This is a genomic window from Cupriavidus sp. HMR-1 (genome assembly GCF_000319775.1).
In the GTDB taxonomy this organism is placed as follows: Bacteria; Pseudomonadota; Gammaproteobacteria; order Burkholderiales; family Burkholderiaceae; genus Cupriavidus; species Cupriavidus metallidurans.
On record NZ_ANKP01000086.1, the window covers coordinates 1 to 15,792 of the forward strand.

The window sequence follows — 15,792 nt, forward strand, 5'->3', positions numbered from 1 at the left end:
TCACGAAAGCTGCTTATGCACACCTGTGGCGGCGGTGGCGGTGACAGCGCTCCTGCTACGCAACAACCAGCCACGCCGACGCCGCCGGCTCCCACCATCACAGTGCAAGGCAGTGCTCCTGCTGTGACAGCCGATCCGGTCGCGCTCATCTACGTTCCTCAGGATGCTGTGTCTCGTGGTGCTTCGCCTCATGCTTACGTGACGGCCAGCGTCGCCGCATCGGCACAGACCAAAACTGCGGAAGGTGCATATACGACCGTCGGAGCAAATTCGTCGGTCAACGTTTCACTCACCACCGGCACCGTGGCAGACGTTTCTGGCAACGGCAATTTCTCCATTGGGCGCTGGACCAACGGGACTACCAGCCAAGGCAATATCAGCGTGAATCAAGGCGGCCATTACGTAGTAGGTAAGCCGCTGGCTCTTCCCCGGACCCCCGGCCCGGTGGCCAACCTCGTTTGCTCCCTGCTGTCGAGCACGAATCCGACAGCGGTTTCCGGCAATTTCCCGACGGGGAAGGTCAACACCGCGACCGCGCAAATCAGTCTCGGCGGTCCTGGCATCGACTCGTTCGCGATTGACGTCGCCATCGGATCAGACGCCCATGCAACCGCATCCACGACGGGCGCGCCGATCACCGGAGCACATCTCGCGACGGCTGGCACCTTCCAGTTTGAGACCCTTGGGACTGATACGGCGAAGCCCCTTCTCGCAGTCGGCTACACCATCCCCAGCCCGTCGAGCGGCGACATTTCCGGTGTAGCTATCCTCGCCTGCCAATGAGTGTAACTAAGGCCAGGTAAAGAAAAAAGCCGGCAAATGCCGGCTTTTTTCACTGTAATATGGTCAGCCCCCGTTTCCGCCGCCGTCCTGAATGATGCTATAGAGGGGAACCATAGCCGTTCCCGGGGGACAAGCGTATCCATCCGCTTGCCTGTACCCTGCATTTCCATACATATCACTGTACGGAGTGGAGCCTGCACGGTAGTCGGTCGAAACCGCGCCGCTGCCTTGATATACGCCGGGCGAACCGGCTAAGGTGAAGCACGCCATCGGATACCTGTTCATTCCCCCCGATCCTCCGTATGTCCAGGTAATCGAATGGACACCCGAAGCGGACCCGCTAGCCGCTCGCCACACACCCGATTGGCAAGACAGGGTCTTACCCTCAGGATCGCTCCGAATAGCACCCTGTGGGTCAGCGCAACCCCAACCCTCGATGACCTTTTGCCCTGGGTCCAAGGATGGGACGACGGCCCCATTGGAGTAGACATAGCCACTCGCATTCATGTTTCCATATGAGGTAACCCCACTGGCGTAGACGGCTCCAGTCTGAAGGTTCCCGGCAACATAAGCGCTCCCGTTGGACTGAACGTAGTTGCCATACACCCCATTGCCAGTAACGTTGCCGCCAGCGCTCATGCTGCCGGATGCCGCCACATTGCCAGCCGCAGACACTGAACCATTCGACTGGAAATTCCCCACCCGATTCATCGCCTGGTTGTTCGCATCCATCGGGCCGGTCAGATTCAGTGAGCCGTCCCGCTTATAGAATTGATTCATCGACTGCGCGAGCAACGAGCTTGATCCCACGCGCATTGCCAATACGCCGACGGGCTGTCCAACCACGGGGTTGGGTGCCTGCCAAGTAGCCGCCATCCCCGTAATGGTCGCCGGCGTTTCCGCAAAAGTCACGCCAGAATCCTGTCCCGCCTTGACCACCGCTGCGCCCATCAGGTCCGTCCGAATCCGCCCAAACGCATCACGATAGCCGGTCGTCGAGTAGACAAGCCCAGGGATCGAGCAGCCTGAGATATCGCCAGCGCAATTCGTGGGGGTGAGATCGATTCTGAACGACAGTCCGAGCGGGCTGACGTCCGAATACCCGATCGGGAGCAAGCCGAAGTTGATGAAGTCCTGCACCGTCGGGTGCAGCGGATCGGCCACGCCGATTGTCTTGCCGCCCACCGTCAGATTGGTCGATCCCGTCGGGCTCTTAGCAAGCGCAGTGAATGCCTCGAACGTGTACGTGTTCGCCGCCTGTGCGATGTTGGACATGTAGTTGCCCGTGCCGATTGCGAGGTTCTCCTCCTGGTCCGCATAGGCCCATGCCACCGACCCCACCAGAGCGATACTTCCCACCAGCAGGCCCATCGAATAATTGCTCAACAGCATTTTCCGCTCTCCTATGCCAAAGCCCGGCCATTTGGCCGGGCATGTCTACTCGACTAGCGTCCACGTCAGGACATGAACAGGTTGAGGGTGTTGCTGTCGCCGGAGCACTTCACCTTACTCGGATCCACCGAGCCGCCAACATCTTTGATCGTCGTGCCGTTCACAACGATTCGCCCAGCGCTGCTCTGGAATGCCGCCACAATCGCCGGGCACGCGGCATCCGGTTGATTCGGCACCGTGTACTGCACGCTGTCGTTGTTGCTCAGCAAACGTGCCGGCGCCACCGTCAGCGTGCCGCCACCGGGTTGCACCGAGATCGTGCCGCCCGTGTCCGTCATCGTGGTCAAGTCACGGAATACGCCGTTGTCGATCAGCGATGTCACGGATACCTTGCTGTACTGGCCACGGTAGTTCGTCTTCACCTTGCCCATGACGTTGTTCAGTTCGGTCGTCAACTGTTGGACCTGCGTATCCACCGAGTTGTGCGAGAACAGCACCAGGATCGCAACGAGGGTCAGCGCGGCGAGCAGCAGGTAGAAGCCGTATTCGTCGAGAATGCCGCCGTGTTGGCCGCGCAGCCGCGGGGTGCTGCGAATGCGCTTCCACTGCTCGGCACGGCTCAGTTGATTGAGGGGAACGGTGGCATCGAAGGCCATCTCGTCGGCGGCCGCGGGGTTGTCTTGCAGGTTGCGGTTGTCCATGTTTCTTTGTTCCATGTCAGTTGGATGGGAGGGCGGAAGGGTTGATGCTCTTTTGATGCGTGCGGATACTGTTCGTCTGCATGCTGGACTTCAGTTCCCGCGCCATGAACGCAGGCATGAAGGCCAGGCTGGTGATGAGGATGATGAGCAGGATCGATGCCTTTCGATTGAACGACGACGCCCGTTGCTCCAACTCGCGCGGTGCAGTCTGCAGAAGGGTGTGGGAGACCGTGCCCAACATCTTCGACAGGTCGTCTTCGTACTCGGCAATGTCCTGAATACGGAACGAGGTGTCGCGGTCGAACAAACCGGTATCGAAAATTTTGCCGCCGGCATTCGGACTGTCTTCGAGCGCGATCTGGATGCGTTCGATGTGCTGGGCCAAGTACGGATACGCGTGCTCTCGCATGAGGTCCAACGCTGGCGACAGGTTCTTGGAATCCCCTCCAAAGCGCTGCGTCACCGCCGACATGGCCGAGAGGAACTGCGCGCCCTGGAAGCGCCGGAAGAAGTCGAACAAGATCACCTTGTTATCGAGCCACTGGCGGTATTTGCCGGTGTAGTTCTTCAGAGCCTTGAGGACCCAGTAGCCCAACGCAAGCTCTCCGGCCAATACCAGCCATCCCCAATTACGAAGAAACTGCGCCGCATAGTGGAATGTCTTGGCGATAGGCCCGTAGGCGTCCACCGGCAGCAGACTGGCGAAGCTGCGATCCAGCATCGGCGCCACGAGGAACGCCATGGCGCCGACATACACGTGCAGGATGATGAGTGTGAGGCCGACGCTCGCCAGCATGATCACGATATTCGCCTTCGCGTCGTGCATGGCACGTAGGTTTTCAGCGAGCTTGAATAGCCCTTGCTTCAGGTCACCGCCCTGCTCTGCCACGGCAAGGATTGCGAGGTCCTCATCCGGCACGGTGCCACGCAGAATCTCTGCCAGACGCGATTCCTGCGTTTCACCGTCCAGACCCTCGCTACGCGCCAGCCACAACGCCGCCAGAATGCCAAGCGGCTCGCCAGCGCGACGTGCCGCATCCTTGGCGAAGTGGTTCGAGATCGGCTCACCCGGCATCTTCTCGATGCGCATGGCCAGATCGTAGTAGTAGTCCGCCCGCTTCGCGCCGAACTCGAAGCGCGCACGCCATAGCTTGTCAGGGAAGCGGCCCACAGAGGTGTGGGGACGCGTAGCCGCAGTGCCATGCGGGTGCTGGCGGCGCAGCAGCGCCTTGAAACGGGATTTCATACGGCACCTCCTCCTTTGACGCGGCTCAGCATGCGCTTGAGGCGTTGCTCATAGCCGTCCAGCGAGAGAATTCGTTCGGCCTCGCGCGGGTCCACCGTCCCGGTGTACACGTGGTACATGGCAACTTCGAACACCGACTTTCCGGTGCAGTCCGGGATATCGAAGCCCGTCTCCCGCTTTTCGCGCTGATGCGCCTGCAGCTCGATGGCGCGGGCATCGCGGATGTACATGAGGTCCAGTTCGTCCGGCTCGAACATCTCGGCGGCCATGACTCGGCCGCGGATGCCGTTCAGATCCGGTAAGTTGGCGCGGCGGCACTTGTCACAGCCTTCGAGGCGGCGCAGGCGAATGCCATCCACGTTGAACTGGAAGAGTTTTTCGATCTGGTGCAGCTTTGCCGCCCCAAGCATCTGCTTGGCCTCTTCCCCGTGGTGGCCGCACTCGCACGTCTTCGGCAACAGTGCCTGATAGACATAGAGGTTCACGAAGCCGGGCGTGGCCAGCACACTGCGCGGGATACGCAGTTCGCTGTCCGCGAGCCGATCCGTCGCGGCAACCGCCGAGGGTGCGTGGACCGTCGTCAGTGCCCGGAGGCCGGCACCGGCCACGTCGCGGAACAGACCCGCTGATTCAAAGTCCCGCACCTCCCCGATCATGACGAAATGGGGGTTCATCCGCTTCAACTGGCGCTTTGCCACGATGAACGGATCGTCTTCCCGGTTGGCGCCGTCAAGTTGCCGCGATACCGAGAAATGGTGCGTGCCGCGCGCCATCAACTCCACCGGGTCTTCGATCGACATCTTGTTCATCCAGCCCGGCAGCCGCTGCATGACCGCGTGCGCCGAAGTGGTCTTGCCCGAGCCGACAGTACCCACCAGCACAACGCCCCCGCCCATCTGCATGGTGCAGCGGTCGATGACATCAGCCTGCTGCTGGAAGAATCCCAGGTCCTTGACGAAATCGACGTCGTTCGTCGCCGCCTTCTCCCGGTTGACCCGCATGACGGTCACATGGCCATCGGCGCTTTGCATCGACGCCCAGCGAAACACCAGCGGTACGTTCTCGACCTCCGCGCGCACGCTCGTCTGTTGAGGCAGGATCCGGCTGAAGAGACCTTGCGAGCCGCCCTTGCCCTTCTGCCAGACGTGTCCGAGCATATCCAGCAGGTCGCCGGTACGGATCTGGAACTCGGGCGGCGACACCAGGTGGCCATCGATCGCAAAGCGGATCTGCGAGAGTTCGCTGTTGTCTTTAGCCTCAAAGTGGATATCCGATGCCTGCTCGCGCAAGGCGAACTGCGCGGCCGCAAGGAACGTCTGCCAGAGTGCGTTGGCATTGCGCGCGCCAGGGACGGCTGTGGCCGCGCGTCGCGCCCGCCCCTCGACGCCACGGGACAGCGCAGTCATAACCTGCGGCGCGGCGGAATAGAAGAACGGGGTCGCGGCCTCGTAGTGCAGGCGCGACTGCCGAAGGATTTCTTCGGTCACGTCCGAATGCTGCATCTCGGCCAGCAGAATGAGCGCAAACTTTCCTCGCGATCCCGCGACGCCCTCCTCCACCAACACCGGACAAAGCTGGTGTCGCAGGGATTGGGCCATGGCCAGCTCGTCGTAGATCACGCGTACGAACGAGGGCAGATCGTCGGTCGTACGGATTTCTGTGGCGGCCGAAGCGTGGCTGTCAACAGCAGCGAGCACCGGTTCGACCGGCGCCGAAGATTGCACCACCGATCCGGTTCCCGACAGCACGGTAATGCCACCACTCGAGGCCGGCATCAGGGACTTGGATTTGCCAAAGATTCGCATAGCCGATCTCACCCTTTGGCCGGCGCCGCGGCAGGCAACGCGAGCGAGCCGACTTGAGGAGGCTGCGTCGGAGCGGCCGTAGGCGCCGGTACCGTCGACGAACCCGGCTTCGGCTGCAGCGGGGGGAATGGCGTGAAACCGCTGGGAGCGCCCGAAACTGGTGGTGTGCCGCCGGGTTGGGTACCGCCAGGAAGCGGACCCGCATGTTTCGGTGTCGTGCGGGTTTCGCCGCCCGACTGCTCACCCGCCAGAATCACCGCATCTTCGTCGACCCTGGCGGCGTTGATGGTCTGCTTGCCGCGAGAGAGCTTCGTTCCGGCCTCGGAAATAGAGACTACCTTGTAGCCACGCATCGAGCCGCCAACCTTGGCCGCATAAACCTGGTCGCCCCACTTCACATAGCTGCGCAAGGTCAAGGGCAGCCCCGCTGCCCGCCCATCCACGCCGTAGAGTGCAATCGTCTTGGGTGCTTCGTCGCGCGCGCGTTGCTCGGGCGACGACGTTGGCGTAGCGGCCACCGATGTGGGCGCGGGGTTTCCCTTTGCGAGATCCTGGTCTAGCTTCTGGAGCGCCAATTGGGCGTCCTTCTCCAGCAGCTGCTGCGTGACGGTCTTCACCCCGTCAGCATGCGCGGCACCAGCGGCCAGACAAACAAGAAGAGCCGTCGAGATTTTGTTCATTGCAGTGCTCCATCGCGCGCGTACGCGTCGCCCTTGACTTCGATCATGAATTTGGAGTCGTTGATGGACGGTTCGACGTCCAGCTTGACGGTGAGCGTGAGTTCACTGACGGACACGTTCGGGGGAAACGATCCGACCATGCCGGCATTGCGCAATGGGCCGTTGATCTCCCACGTCGCGATCCTGTAGATCGCCGGGACCGATCCAAGCCCCTCAGGCGGGATCGCCCCGAACGGCACCATTTCGTTGAGCGCCGCCTTCACTGTGGCAGGCCGCATCAGTTGCAAGGTTGAACCCAGGTCGGTGCGCAGTGCCATGCTGGTCGGCAGCGATTCCAACAGCTTGCCAAGCGGCGTCGGCGGCCCGAACGGTACCTTGGCGGTCACCGTCACATCGTTGTCGTCTTTCCCGAACCGAGGATTGCCGAAGACATCCGGCATATCGACCAGGAACGTGGTGTTCGTCGCACCACGCGTGCCGCCCCCGCTCTTGCTCGCATCCAGGCTATAGACCGCATCGCACTCGCCCACCGGGGACACGACGGTCTTGCACGTGATGGTGGCGAGCTTCCACCCGCCGACGATAACCGGTACGGATTCCGCGAACCAGCGGGCAAACTGCGGGATCGCAACGGCAGCTTTCGCGGACGGCGCACCCGAGCGGGCCATAATGTCCTCCGCATAGCGCTCTGCAGGACTCTTCTGCGGTGGCGGCGGATTCTTCCGAATCTGGTACGCCTGGTACTCGGCCATGCCGTACTTGCCACCAACGGCAGCCAGCAGCGCGACAATCGCCAGCATTGCCAACCGCTTCTTGGTCGCGGCTGCACTCGGCTTGCGCAACGCCGCGTGGGAGTCGGCGGCAGCGGCGATCGCATCGAGGTGCAACTCGACAAAGCTCAACGGCGTGGTAGCCGCCACCAGTTGGGCCAGTTCCGGCAGATTGCCGGCCAGCCGGAACGAGCCTCCGGCCTTCTGCGCAAAATCCCTGACCACCTCGGAGAGCGTCGCCTCGTCCGCAATGACGCGATCGAAGCCCACGCGTGGGCGGCCCTTCAGGATGCCGCAGACGAAGTAGCCCACGTGCGCGCCTGCGTTCTCCAGCCGATACGCGAACAACACGTTCGGCAGCAGGTCTGGGATGCGGGCGATGGCAACGGCGGCCGAGTAGATCTTGTCCTTGATCTTGGTCTGTGCGTCTTCGGGCGCGAGATACCCCATGTGCAGCGCCGCGCCGTCATGCCAGATGCGCCCCGCCTTAACCTCCTTTGCCACCTTGGCGGCCAGGTCCGGCGCCGGTGCATTGCCCGTGAGCGTGCGCCAGTTCATCCCGAAGGCAAGCGTCTTGCCATGGATATTGACGATCATCGTGCCGCCCCTCCTGCAGCGCTCGCGGCGGCCTCGGTCATGCCGCGCTGGCGCAGAAACGCCCGGAACGCACGACGCTCGTCGGCAATGACGGTCTGCTGATCCTCGACGCGCGTGAGGTTGATCTCGCCAATCGGAAACAGTTCAAGCCTGCGGCGCAGTTCATCCTGCCAAGCCGCGCGGAACTCATTGCGACATCCGAACTGGCGGTACAGAAACAGCATGCCGAGCGCGGCCGACGAAAGCAGCATGGGCAATACGACCTGGACGGTTGCGACCGCAAGCCGTTCGGGTTCCGTCTGAGCCGCAATCAGAATCGTCTTGATCGCGCCGACAGTACCCTCCGGTGCCAGCAACAATCCGCCCAGCGCAATCCAGAACAGGATCACCGGAATGTTGCGAATGAGCCAGTGCAGGAAAGTCACGCCAGCACCGACGACATTGACCGTCTGCCGCAGGTAGGTACTCACGGAAAAGGCGGCCCGCTCGCGCATTGCGGCGTACTCCGCATCGGAGATGGCACCACGGGCAGTGCCGTCCACCAGCACTGTCCAGTAGTTGTCATCAGCCGTGATCATCCGGCTGCGCAGCGACAGGCTGTAAGCAGCGAGCAGCCCTTGACCAAACAGCGTGACAGCGGCCATGACGATCCCTACCCCGATCCTGTCCGCACGAGGTTGTATGGCAATGGCCAGCAGCCAAGGAAGCCACGTCACGACAGCCACCGGCAGGCTCCACTGATACAGGGTCACCAGATCCGAGATGAATTGACGAAATGCGCGCATTGTTTACCTCGCCTCGCCCTGGTCCTGCACCATCACGGTCGCCAGCAGCAACGTGAAGGTCCGCGTTTTGGATACCGTCTGCGATCCGCCCAGGATCATCGGCAGGGACTCGCCGAGGGTGCGGCGCGTGTTCTGCGTGTCATCCTGATCCAGCGCCGTCATAAGCACGGTCTGGCCGTTGCGCACGATGAGATCCTGCTTGGGGATGCCCTTGCCGACGAGATTGATGGTTTGGACAGACTGCTGGTTGTCGCCAGAACCGGACGTAAATTTCTCCAGCGGCCCGTCTTGCTTGGATTGGTCCAGCGCGATCGTGAGATTCACGTCATCGCGCGAAGTCGCGTCGGCGTAGACAGCCAGCTTGAAACCGACCGTGGCAGTCGATGTCGTGATGCCAGGAACGCCGCCCGTTCCGCCCACGCTCGATGCAGCCGGCGTCGTGCCGGAGACGTACGAGAACGTACGACGGTTGTTGTACTGGAAGCCGTGTCGGTTGCGCATCGAGACCGGAATCGTCAGGTTCGACGTCACCGTGCCGTATTGCTTGAGTGCGCTGACGATGGCCTGCGTCCCGCTGAAGCCACCCGAAGTCAGGTTCAGACCCAAGCTACCGGCAGACGACGAGACCAGCGTAGCGGGCGACAACGCCGTTGCAGTGAAGCCGGGCAGGTTATTCAGTGCTTTCGTCAGCACCACATTCCAGTCCACACCGGCCTCACCGTTGTCGGACACCGTCAGGTCGATCATCTGGAACTTCAGGGTCACCATGCGCGAGTAGATCGCCACCTGCCGACGCACGATTTCGTCGGCGGCATCCACGGCTTCCTTGGTATCGCGCAGCGTCAACAGGCCGGTGGCCGGGTTGAGCTCCGCATTGCCGACCAGCGTCATCGCCGGCTCGATGCTCTTCTTCACGCCCGCGAGGTCATCCTGATCCTTGATCTCGGACTTGGCCACCGCGTCCACTTGATTGCTCTGGCCGCCACTGGTGCTGCCAGAACTTGAGCCTTGGGCGGACTGCTTGAATTCGGTTGTGAACGAGTTGGTGCCGGCCTGCATGGGCAGTTGCCACGTCTTCGTCACCAGACGATAAAACCGGATGACGCCCTTCTCGCTGTTGAATTCCCAGTTGATCCCGAGACGCGTGGCAACGGTATCGAGCATGGTGGCCAGCGGCATCTTCTCGCTGTTCTTGAACTCAACGTTCAGGGCGTTGTCGAGCAGCGGGGTTGCTTGCGATGCCGCCGACAGGCCACCGCCTGCGGTCAGGGCGCCGGGCAGCGGACCGTTCAGGGTAGGCGCCGGGCCCAGACCTTGCGCAATGGGATTGACGGCACCCTGTCCCTGTGTCGAGCGTAGCTGCTGCGCAGCTTGCTGTCCCAGGCTGCGCGGGAGCAGGAGGCTAGGCGGCAGGTAGACATCCGATTCTATCTTGACCGGAATGTTGGTCGACATCTGGATGCGCTGGGCAACCACGGCGAGCGACATCGACCGCTCGGGGAACATGACAAGGGTGTCGACATTGGCCCGCAAAGCGACGGGGAGCGTCACGTTCCGTGCAACGGGAACACGCTTGCCCGCAAGGTAAGGGCGCGAAACATCTTGTTCGGCCTCGACTGCGGCTCGGTCACGGCGAATACGCGCGTACAGGTCCTCCGTGGTCTGCATAGACTGCGCCGTCGTCGAGTCGGTCGCCTGGCGCACGTCCTTGAGCAACGAAGGAGAGACACACCCTGCGAGCGTGGAGCAGACAAGCGCGGCGCCAGTTGCCGGGCGAAGAATTCGGGTCAACATCATTGCTTTCCTCACTTGGACGGGTCGCACTTCGTGGTGAGCTTCACCACACGTACATAGTTGTTGGAGTAGAAGCAGGGCTTCAGGCTGTAATCGGTCATCTCGGTCGCGGACAGCACGCGACGCACGGCGGTCTTAAAGTCGCCCGAGAACGCGTCCGACGCCTCAATGGGCACGTCCTGGTCCACTTCCCATTGCGCCGCCGTCCAACCTGCCTCCCGGGCCCACTTTTCAATGAGGACGCGATAGTTCGTGTCAGCAGGAGAGACGCTCCAGCTGCGCTCCAGCGATGCCGACGCGCTGAGGGGCGGCACAGTGCTCGGAGCTGAGGTCACGGCTACCGGCGTTACCGCTACCTGCACTGCACTCGGTGTACTTGCCACGGCCGATGAAATCGCGGCCACCGTGGTCGGCTTCGCGCGATCGCCCGCCAGCACCTGCCACCCGCCGCCAGCAAGCGGCTTCGTCGGTTCGAAGCTGCCGAACGGCTCAGCGCCAAAGGGGCCGGACACTGGCACGGCCGCATTGGCGCATACCGCAAAGGCGGCCGCACCGGACAAAAGGGTCCGGGAGATCCGGGCGAGCAGTCGAGACTGGTACATGGCTGATTTCCGTTTGAATTCGAATGGGTTACTTGCTTGTGGATTGCAGCTTCTGGTAGACGCGGTTCGCATACCTGAGCCGCTTGTCTGGCGAGCCGGCGTTGTAGCAACCGACCGCTGTCCAGGTCTCGCCATACCGGCCCAGGCAATCGGCGAGGATCCAGGTACCAACGTAGGCATTGGTGCAAGGATCGAAGAGACTCTGGCGGGTGATCCCGAACTTCGCGAGGCGCGGCAGGTGCACTGAATTGATCTGCATCAGCCCGATGTCCTCGCTGCCGTTGGTGTTGGTGTTGGTCACCCAAGAGCGCATGCCGGACTCGACTTGCGCGATGCCGCGGACCAGTACGGGACTCACGCGATGGAACGCCGCCGCATCGTCCAAGCAATCGGCGTGCACGAGGCCGGCCAATGCGGTGCCGGCGATCAGTAGCCCGATGCGCATCGCAATCATTGGACCGCCCGCTCGTAGAAGCGGACCTCAGGCAAGCGGTCCACACGAACCACATTGCCGTCAGCAATGACGGTCAGGTGGTCCGATACACCGTTGAACTTGAAGTAGCGATCCTTCTGCTCTCCCCCGCCCTGGTGGTCGTCGCCGAACACGGAGATGCTGGCCATCGACTTGGCGAAGCTCAGGTAGGTCGCACCGTCCTTCTCGAACACGCGCTCCAGGCCCGCAGCGTTCTCGCGGGGGAACAAGAAATTGATGCCCGGCACGCGCGCGACTTCGACGCGCTTCGACCCGCTGCTCGCCGTAAAGCTGTCGACCGTGGGGAAGGACAACACCTTCTCGCTGTCATCCCAGCGGGTACGGAGCTTGTCGCCGGCACCATCCCGCATTTCCAGGTCCTTCGGCTCGGCATCGAAGCGGACTTCGATCCGCCCGTTTTTGGCGTCGCGGATAGCCAAGGCGTTGAACGCCGAAGCCAACGTGGGACCTTCCGGCAACGGCGTGCCGGTCGCCGGCGCACTCGCAGTTGGAATCGGCGTAGCGATTGCTTGCGATGTTCCAGTCGTTGCTGAAGCGCGGAGCATTCCAGGCGTCGCGGTCTCCACGCCGAATGCCTTGGGTGGCGTCGCACGCAGCGCTACGTTCCGGCGGCCGAAATCCACCTCCGCGTACAGATTGCGCTGCTCAAGTACCTGCGCGAGCGCTTGCAACCAATTCTCCCCGGCCCGGGCGTCCAGCGAGACGTCATCCGTCAGCGGAATGTCCTTCTGCGCCGTACCGCTCCACCCGTTCGGGGCGATGGACTTGACCATCTGCGCCAGCGGCAATGAGGACCGGCCTGCTCGCACCAGCGCGATATCCGAATAGCTGCCGATCAGGGCCAGACGGCCGGAAATGGCGGCGAGGCTGCGCGGCATATCACCGCCGGGGTTCGCGGGCTCGGATGTGAAGCCATTCGCGCGCTTCCAGCGGGCCACAACCGGCTGCCCATTGACCGAGTATCGGACCACGTCCGGCACGCCATCAATGACCCAATACGGGCCGTTCTGGATCGCACCGTCGGCCTGCACCGATTGTCCGAAGCGCGGCTGGATGTACGTGGAAAGTCCGTCGTTGAACACCATCGCCGGCCGGTCGGCGGCGCGAGCGACGACCTGATAATCGAAGTCAAGCGGGTCGGTGTCGGCCGCGATGGCGGGCGCAGCAATCAGCGCCATTACAGAGAGTAGGAGCGGCCTGATCATTGGAATGTCGCCACGTGTTTCATGAATCGGGTGAAGTAAGGACCGCCGCGCTCGGGATTCGCGCTGTGGTACCAGGCCACAGCCTTCATGGCAGACCCGCTGCGCTGAAGGTTCTCTGCGAGGATGTCCTCTGCCACGCGGATGTTTGTGGCCGGTGCCAGTGCTTCCCACGGCGAGGCGAAGCGCTTGCCGTGGTAGCACCAGTTGACCTGCATGAGTCCCACGTCGAAGTCGCAACGGTCGCTCGCCAACAAGCGATTGATGGCCGAGTAGGCTTCTTCCCGTGACGAGAAGAACATGCCCCGCCCTGCTACGTTGAGCGTCCACGGCCAGGGGCGACCGCGATAGGACGACTCGTTCATGGCGATGCCGGCGGTAATCTTGGGATCCACGCGGCTACCCATCTGTGCAAATGGCTCTGTCTTGGGTGCGCACGCCCAGCCGCCGCGACGCTCTGCAAGCGCTTCTTGAGCAGCGTCATCCAGATTCGCCGGGCGCAGCCACCCTTCCCGTGCAAACAAACGGGCAATCGGCGCCGTCTTGCCTGCCAGCATGACTGTCGGGCCGTGGTCGGCACCCGCCTCGATCTGCACGCCGAGTAGCCGCGCCGACCAGCCCAGGAACGCGTCCAACCCACAGTACAGAACGGGCTTGCCCTCGAGGGTATGCACGCGCGCCTGGCCGTCGGCATTCACGACAATGGCGTTGGGGCTGATGACGGCCTCGATCGTTGCCGCATTAGCAGCAACCGACGTGGAAGCAATAAGCAGAGACGCCGCGAGCCGCTTAATCACGATACGGCTCCAGAACGATGTCATGCTTGACCTGCACCATCATCTTTTGGCCGGGTTCGGTCGTGATGGTCGGGCGAATGTTCTGGTTGCGGTTCAGGATCGTTTGCGCCGTCTGCGTCGCGACCTGCCCTGCAGCGTTGCCGTATGCAACCAGTCCGGCCGGACCGACTGTGGTGGTCGTCGGGTTGTCGTTGAAACGCAGCGAGAGTGCGCCGATGATGAGCGCACCACTGAAGATCTTCAGGAAGTGGTTGTTGACGTCACCCGTATTGCCGGCGGTGCCGTCAGGGTCTGCGCCTTGCATGCCCATCAGCGGCACCGTCTTGCCGTTAGGCAATTGCATGCGCACGAAGGCCGTGAGGATACGCTCCTGGCCTACCGCGATATCGGCGCTATACATGCCAACCAGCGTGCTGCCTGCGGGGATGATCTTGCAAGTGCCCTTCACCGTGTCATAGACGTCCTGCGATACGGTCGCACGGAACTCGCCTGGCTTGTCCGAGTTCAGGCCACCCGCAAAATTCGCGGGAATGTTGAAGCCTCGGCTCAGCGTGCAACGCGGCAGCTTGCCGTCGAAGCCGGTACGCAGCGTGGTCGTGGACCCTGCATCGCGCAGAAATTGGCGATCGGCCGACGCCGGTTGAGCCGCCGCGCCCTCAGGGTTCTGAGCTGCCGCATTCGCCGCCGCGGCCTTGGCGGCCACCGCCTGCTGGATAGCGCGCATCTGGGCAGGATCGGTGACATCCGCGAGCGCCGCCGTAGGCTTCGCCTGATTGACCTGCGACTTCCGTGCACCGCTCTTGAACACCGGGGCCGTGAAGAGGTCATCCTGCTCGTTCTTCTTGGCATCCGGCGATGCGGTCGTGGTTCTTGCCGTACTGGTCAGGTCGCCGGCGGTCATAACGGGCGCCTTCGTGTCGGACGGGATCGCCTGTTTGCGCTGCCGGTCGGCTTCCTCGCGGGCCTTGTCGGCCTGCGCGCGAATGGTCGCCTCCAGGCTCTGCCCGGTGTCCGCACTGGCTGCGCGTTGGTTGATTTGGTCGGCGCGCTGCTGCTCGGCCTTGGCATCGAGCTGCTCGTCCGAGATCGTCTGATAGTAGTAGCCCAGCGCCCCAACCATGACAGCGGCCACGCCGCCCAACGCGAACACGACGTTGCGCGGGAGCTTACCCTTGACGGTACGCTCCTGCGCTTCCGTCACGTCAGTGACGTTCTCGGATTTCTTGTTGCCGCGCATCAGAACAGCCCCAGAATGCGGCGACGACGCTCAATCTTGACTTCGTCGCTACCCGAACGCAGCACTACGGTATCGGCCAGACGCTGCACTACGAGGTAGCGTCCGCGCGTCACGGAATTCACGACCACATAGTCGCTGCCGTCCTTGATTAGCGGCACCGGCCAGTTTTGCAATGCCCCAGCCGGCAAGCGCAGCCAAAGTGCCTTGCCGTCGTCGAACGCCGTATCTGGCTTGAAGTCCGCACCGCCGGAGATGGTGTAGTCGAAGTTGAGTTGATCGGGGGGCACACCGACGGCATCCAGGTTCCGGCTGATGTCCGCATCACCGGACTTTCCTTCGTCGGCCTGCTCCGGTCGGGCCTCATTGCGTGCCTTCACCTTGGCGGAAATGGACGTGGGGATTCGGAACCGCACCTTCTGATAGAAGATGCCACCGAGTGGCGAAGAAACCAGTGTGAATTCGTAGCTACGCTTGTTCGTGTTCACCGACAACGTGTTGACCAGACCGGCCGCCTGCGGCTTCACGTACAGATGGTTCGCACCGTCGGTGTCATAGTCCCAGCGAACGCTCTCTCCCCACGCCGGGTCCCCAACGATCTGCTCATCGTCTGGGAACTCGATGGTTGTCATCTTGAGCGGCGCACTCAAGACGCGGAAGATCTGGTCCCGGCTGTAGTTGAAGACCACCAGCCGCGAATCGCCCGGGAGCGCCACGGGATCCACACCACCGTTGAACGGGTTGGCCGGGTTCATCGCATCACTGAGATCGCCAATACCGAGTCCGGACATCCCGGCTCCTGCGCGACGAGGCGACTTGTCGGCGGCATGGCCGTCCGGCACCGACAGCATTAGCGCAATACAGCAGGCGATGGCGTAAGGGAGGAATCGGGAAGAAGTACGGGCGTCCAT

General features: G+C 62.5%; 15 protein-coding genes. 1 reads left to right on the plus strand and 14 read right to left on the minus strand.

What is annotated here, in order from left to right:
- Positions 1-783 (plus strand): hypothetical protein (locus tag D769_RS12770; RefSeq protein ID WP_206536999.1); only part of this gene is annotated, 783 nt, incomplete at its 5' end.
- A gap of 63 nt (positions 784-846) precedes the next feature.
- On the opposite strand, the gene D769_RS12775 is transcribed toward D769_RS12770, so the two are convergent.
- From D769_RS12775 to D769_RS12840, 14 genes are all read right to left on the minus strand, one after another.
- A complete protein-coding gene (locus tag D769_RS12775) occupies positions 847-2,175 on the minus strand; it encodes a hypothetical protein (RefSeq protein WP_008645632.1) in 1,329 nt (442 codons plus the stop codon).
- 65 nt (positions 2,176-2,240) lie between these two features.
- Positions 2,241-2,876, minus strand: coding sequence for a type 4 pilus major pilin (locus D769_RS12780; RefSeq protein WP_008645634.1), 636 nt, complete (start codon positions 2,874-2,876; stop codon positions 2,241-2,243).
- A 16-nt stretch (positions 2,877-2,892) separates the two neighbouring features.
- A complete protein-coding gene (locus tag D769_RS12785; protein WP_008645636.1) occupies positions 2,893-4,122 on the minus strand; it encodes a toxin corregulated pilus biosynthesis protein E in 1,230 nt (409 codons plus the stop codon).
- On the minus strand, positions 4,119-5,927 hold the full coding sequence (locus D769_RS12790; RefSeq protein ID WP_008645639.1) for an ATPase, T2SS/T4P/T4SS family: 1,809 nt from the start codon (positions 5,925-5,927) through the stop codon (positions 4,119-4,121). Before D769_RS12790 ends, D769_RS12785 begins: the two co-directional genes overlap by 4 nt.
- A gap of 8 nt (positions 5,928-5,935) precedes the next feature.
- Positions 5,936-6,607, minus strand: a complete 672-nt coding sequence (locus D769_RS12795; RefSeq protein ID WP_008645641.1) for a hypothetical protein — start codon at positions 6,605-6,607, stop codon at positions 5,936-5,938.
- Positions 6,604-7,974 (minus strand): type 4b pilus protein PilO2, encoded by a 1,371-nt coding sequence (gene pilO2, locus D769_RS12800; RefSeq protein ID WP_008645643.1) that lies wholly within the window; start codon positions 7,972-7,974, stop codon positions 6,604-6,606. Before pilO2 ends, D769_RS12795 begins: the two co-directional genes overlap by 4 nt.
- The gene (locus D769_RS12805; protein WP_008645644.1) at positions 7,971-8,759 is read right to left on the minus strand and encodes a hypothetical protein; all 789 of its coding nucleotides are present in this window, start codon (positions 8,757-8,759) and stop codon (positions 7,971-7,973) included. Before D769_RS12805 ends, pilO2 begins: the two co-directional genes overlap by 4 nt.
- A gap of 3 nt (positions 8,760-8,762) precedes the next feature.
- Complete coding sequence (locus D769_RS12810) at positions 8,763-10,556, minus strand: protein PilN (protein WP_241227860.1); 1,794 nt, start codon at positions 10,554-10,556, stop codon at positions 8,763-8,765.
- Between the two features lie 8 nt (positions 10,557-10,564).
- Positions 10,565-11,155: a toxin co-regulated pilus biosynthesis Q family protein gene (locus D769_RS12815; protein WP_008645648.1), complete on the minus strand. Its 591-nt coding sequence runs from the start codon at positions 11,153-11,155 to the stop codon at positions 10,565-10,567.
- A 28-nt stretch (positions 11,156-11,183) separates the two neighbouring features.
- Positions 11,184-11,609, minus strand: a complete 426-nt coding sequence (locus D769_RS12820; protein WP_008645650.1) for a lytic transglycosylase domain-containing protein — start codon at positions 11,607-11,609, stop codon at positions 11,184-11,186.
- Positions 11,606-12,853, minus strand: coding sequence for a lipoprotein PilL (locus D769_RS12825; protein WP_008645651.1), 1,248 nt, complete (start codon positions 12,851-12,853; stop codon positions 11,606-11,608). The genes D769_RS12820 and D769_RS12825 overlap by 4 nt, the downstream gene beginning before the upstream one ends.
- On the minus strand, positions 12,850-13,647 hold the full coding sequence (locus D769_RS12830; RefSeq protein ID WP_008645658.1) for a transglycosylase SLT domain-containing protein: 798 nt from the start codon (positions 13,645-13,647) through the stop codon (positions 12,850-12,852). The genes D769_RS12825 and D769_RS12830 overlap by 4 nt, the downstream gene beginning before the upstream one ends.
- Positions 13,640-14,884 carry a TrbI/VirB10 family protein gene (locus tag D769_RS12835; protein ID WP_008645660.1) on the minus strand — a complete coding sequence of 415 codons (1,245 nt, stop codon included), beginning with the start codon at positions 14,882-14,884 and terminating at the stop codon, positions 13,640-13,642. Before D769_RS12835 ends, D769_RS12830 begins: the two co-directional genes overlap by 8 nt.
- Positions 14,884-15,792, minus strand: coding sequence for a TrbG/VirB9 family P-type conjugative transfer protein (locus D769_RS12840; protein ID WP_040011023.1), 909 nt, complete (start codon positions 15,790-15,792; stop codon positions 14,884-14,886). The genes D769_RS12835 and D769_RS12840 overlap by 1 nt, the downstream gene beginning before the upstream one ends.

Bases quoted from the DNA above. Each gene is read 5' to 3' on its own strand.
- D769_RS12775 (WP_008645632.1), bottom strand. From the start codon at position 2,175: ATGCTGTTGAGCAATTATTCGATGGGCCTGCTGGTGGGAAGTATCGCT.
- D769_RS12780 (WP_008645634.1), bottom strand. From the start codon at position 2,876: ATGGACAACCGCAACCTGCAAGACAACCCCGCGGCCGCCGACGAGATG.
- D769_RS12785 (WP_008645636.1), bottom strand. From the start codon at position 4,122: ATGAAATCCCGTTTCAAGGCGCTGCTGCGCCGCCAGCACCCGCATGGC.
- D769_RS12790 (WP_008645639.1), bottom strand. From the start codon at position 5,927: ATGCGAATCTTTGGCAAATCCAAGTCCCTGATGCCGGCCTCGAGTGGT.
- D769_RS12795 (WP_008645641.1), bottom strand. From the start codon at position 6,607: ATGAACAAAATCTCGACGGCTCTTCTTGTTTGTCTGGCCGCTGGTGCC.
- pilO2 (WP_008645643.1), bottom strand. From the start codon at position 7,974: ATGATCGTCAATATCCATGGCAAGACGCTTGCCTTCGGGATGAACTGG.
- D769_RS12805 (WP_008645644.1), bottom strand. From the start codon at position 8,759: ATGCGCGCATTTCGTCAATTCATCTCGGATCTGGTGACCCTGTATCAG.
- D769_RS12810 (WP_241227860.1), bottom strand. From the start codon at position 10,556: ATGATGTTGACCCGAATTCTTCGCCCGGCAACTGGCGCCGCGCTTGTC.
- D769_RS12815 (WP_008645648.1), bottom strand. From the start codon at position 11,155: ATGTACCAGTCTCGACTGCTCGCCCGGATCTCCCGGACCCTTTTGTCC.
- D769_RS12820 (WP_008645650.1), bottom strand. From the start codon at position 11,609: ATGATTGCGATGCGCATCGGGCTACTGATCGCCGGCACCGCATTGGCC.
- D769_RS12825 (WP_008645651.1), bottom strand. From the start codon at position 12,853: ATGATCAGGCCGCTCCTACTCTCTGTAATGGCGCTGATTGCTGCGCCC.
- D769_RS12835 (WP_008645660.1), bottom strand. From the start codon at position 14,884: ATGCGCGGCAACAAGAAATCCGAGAACGTCACTGACGTGACGGAAGCG.
- D769_RS12840 (WP_040011023.1), bottom strand. From the start codon at position 15,792: ATGGACGCCCGTACTTCTTCCCGATTCCTCCCTTACGCCATCGCCTGC.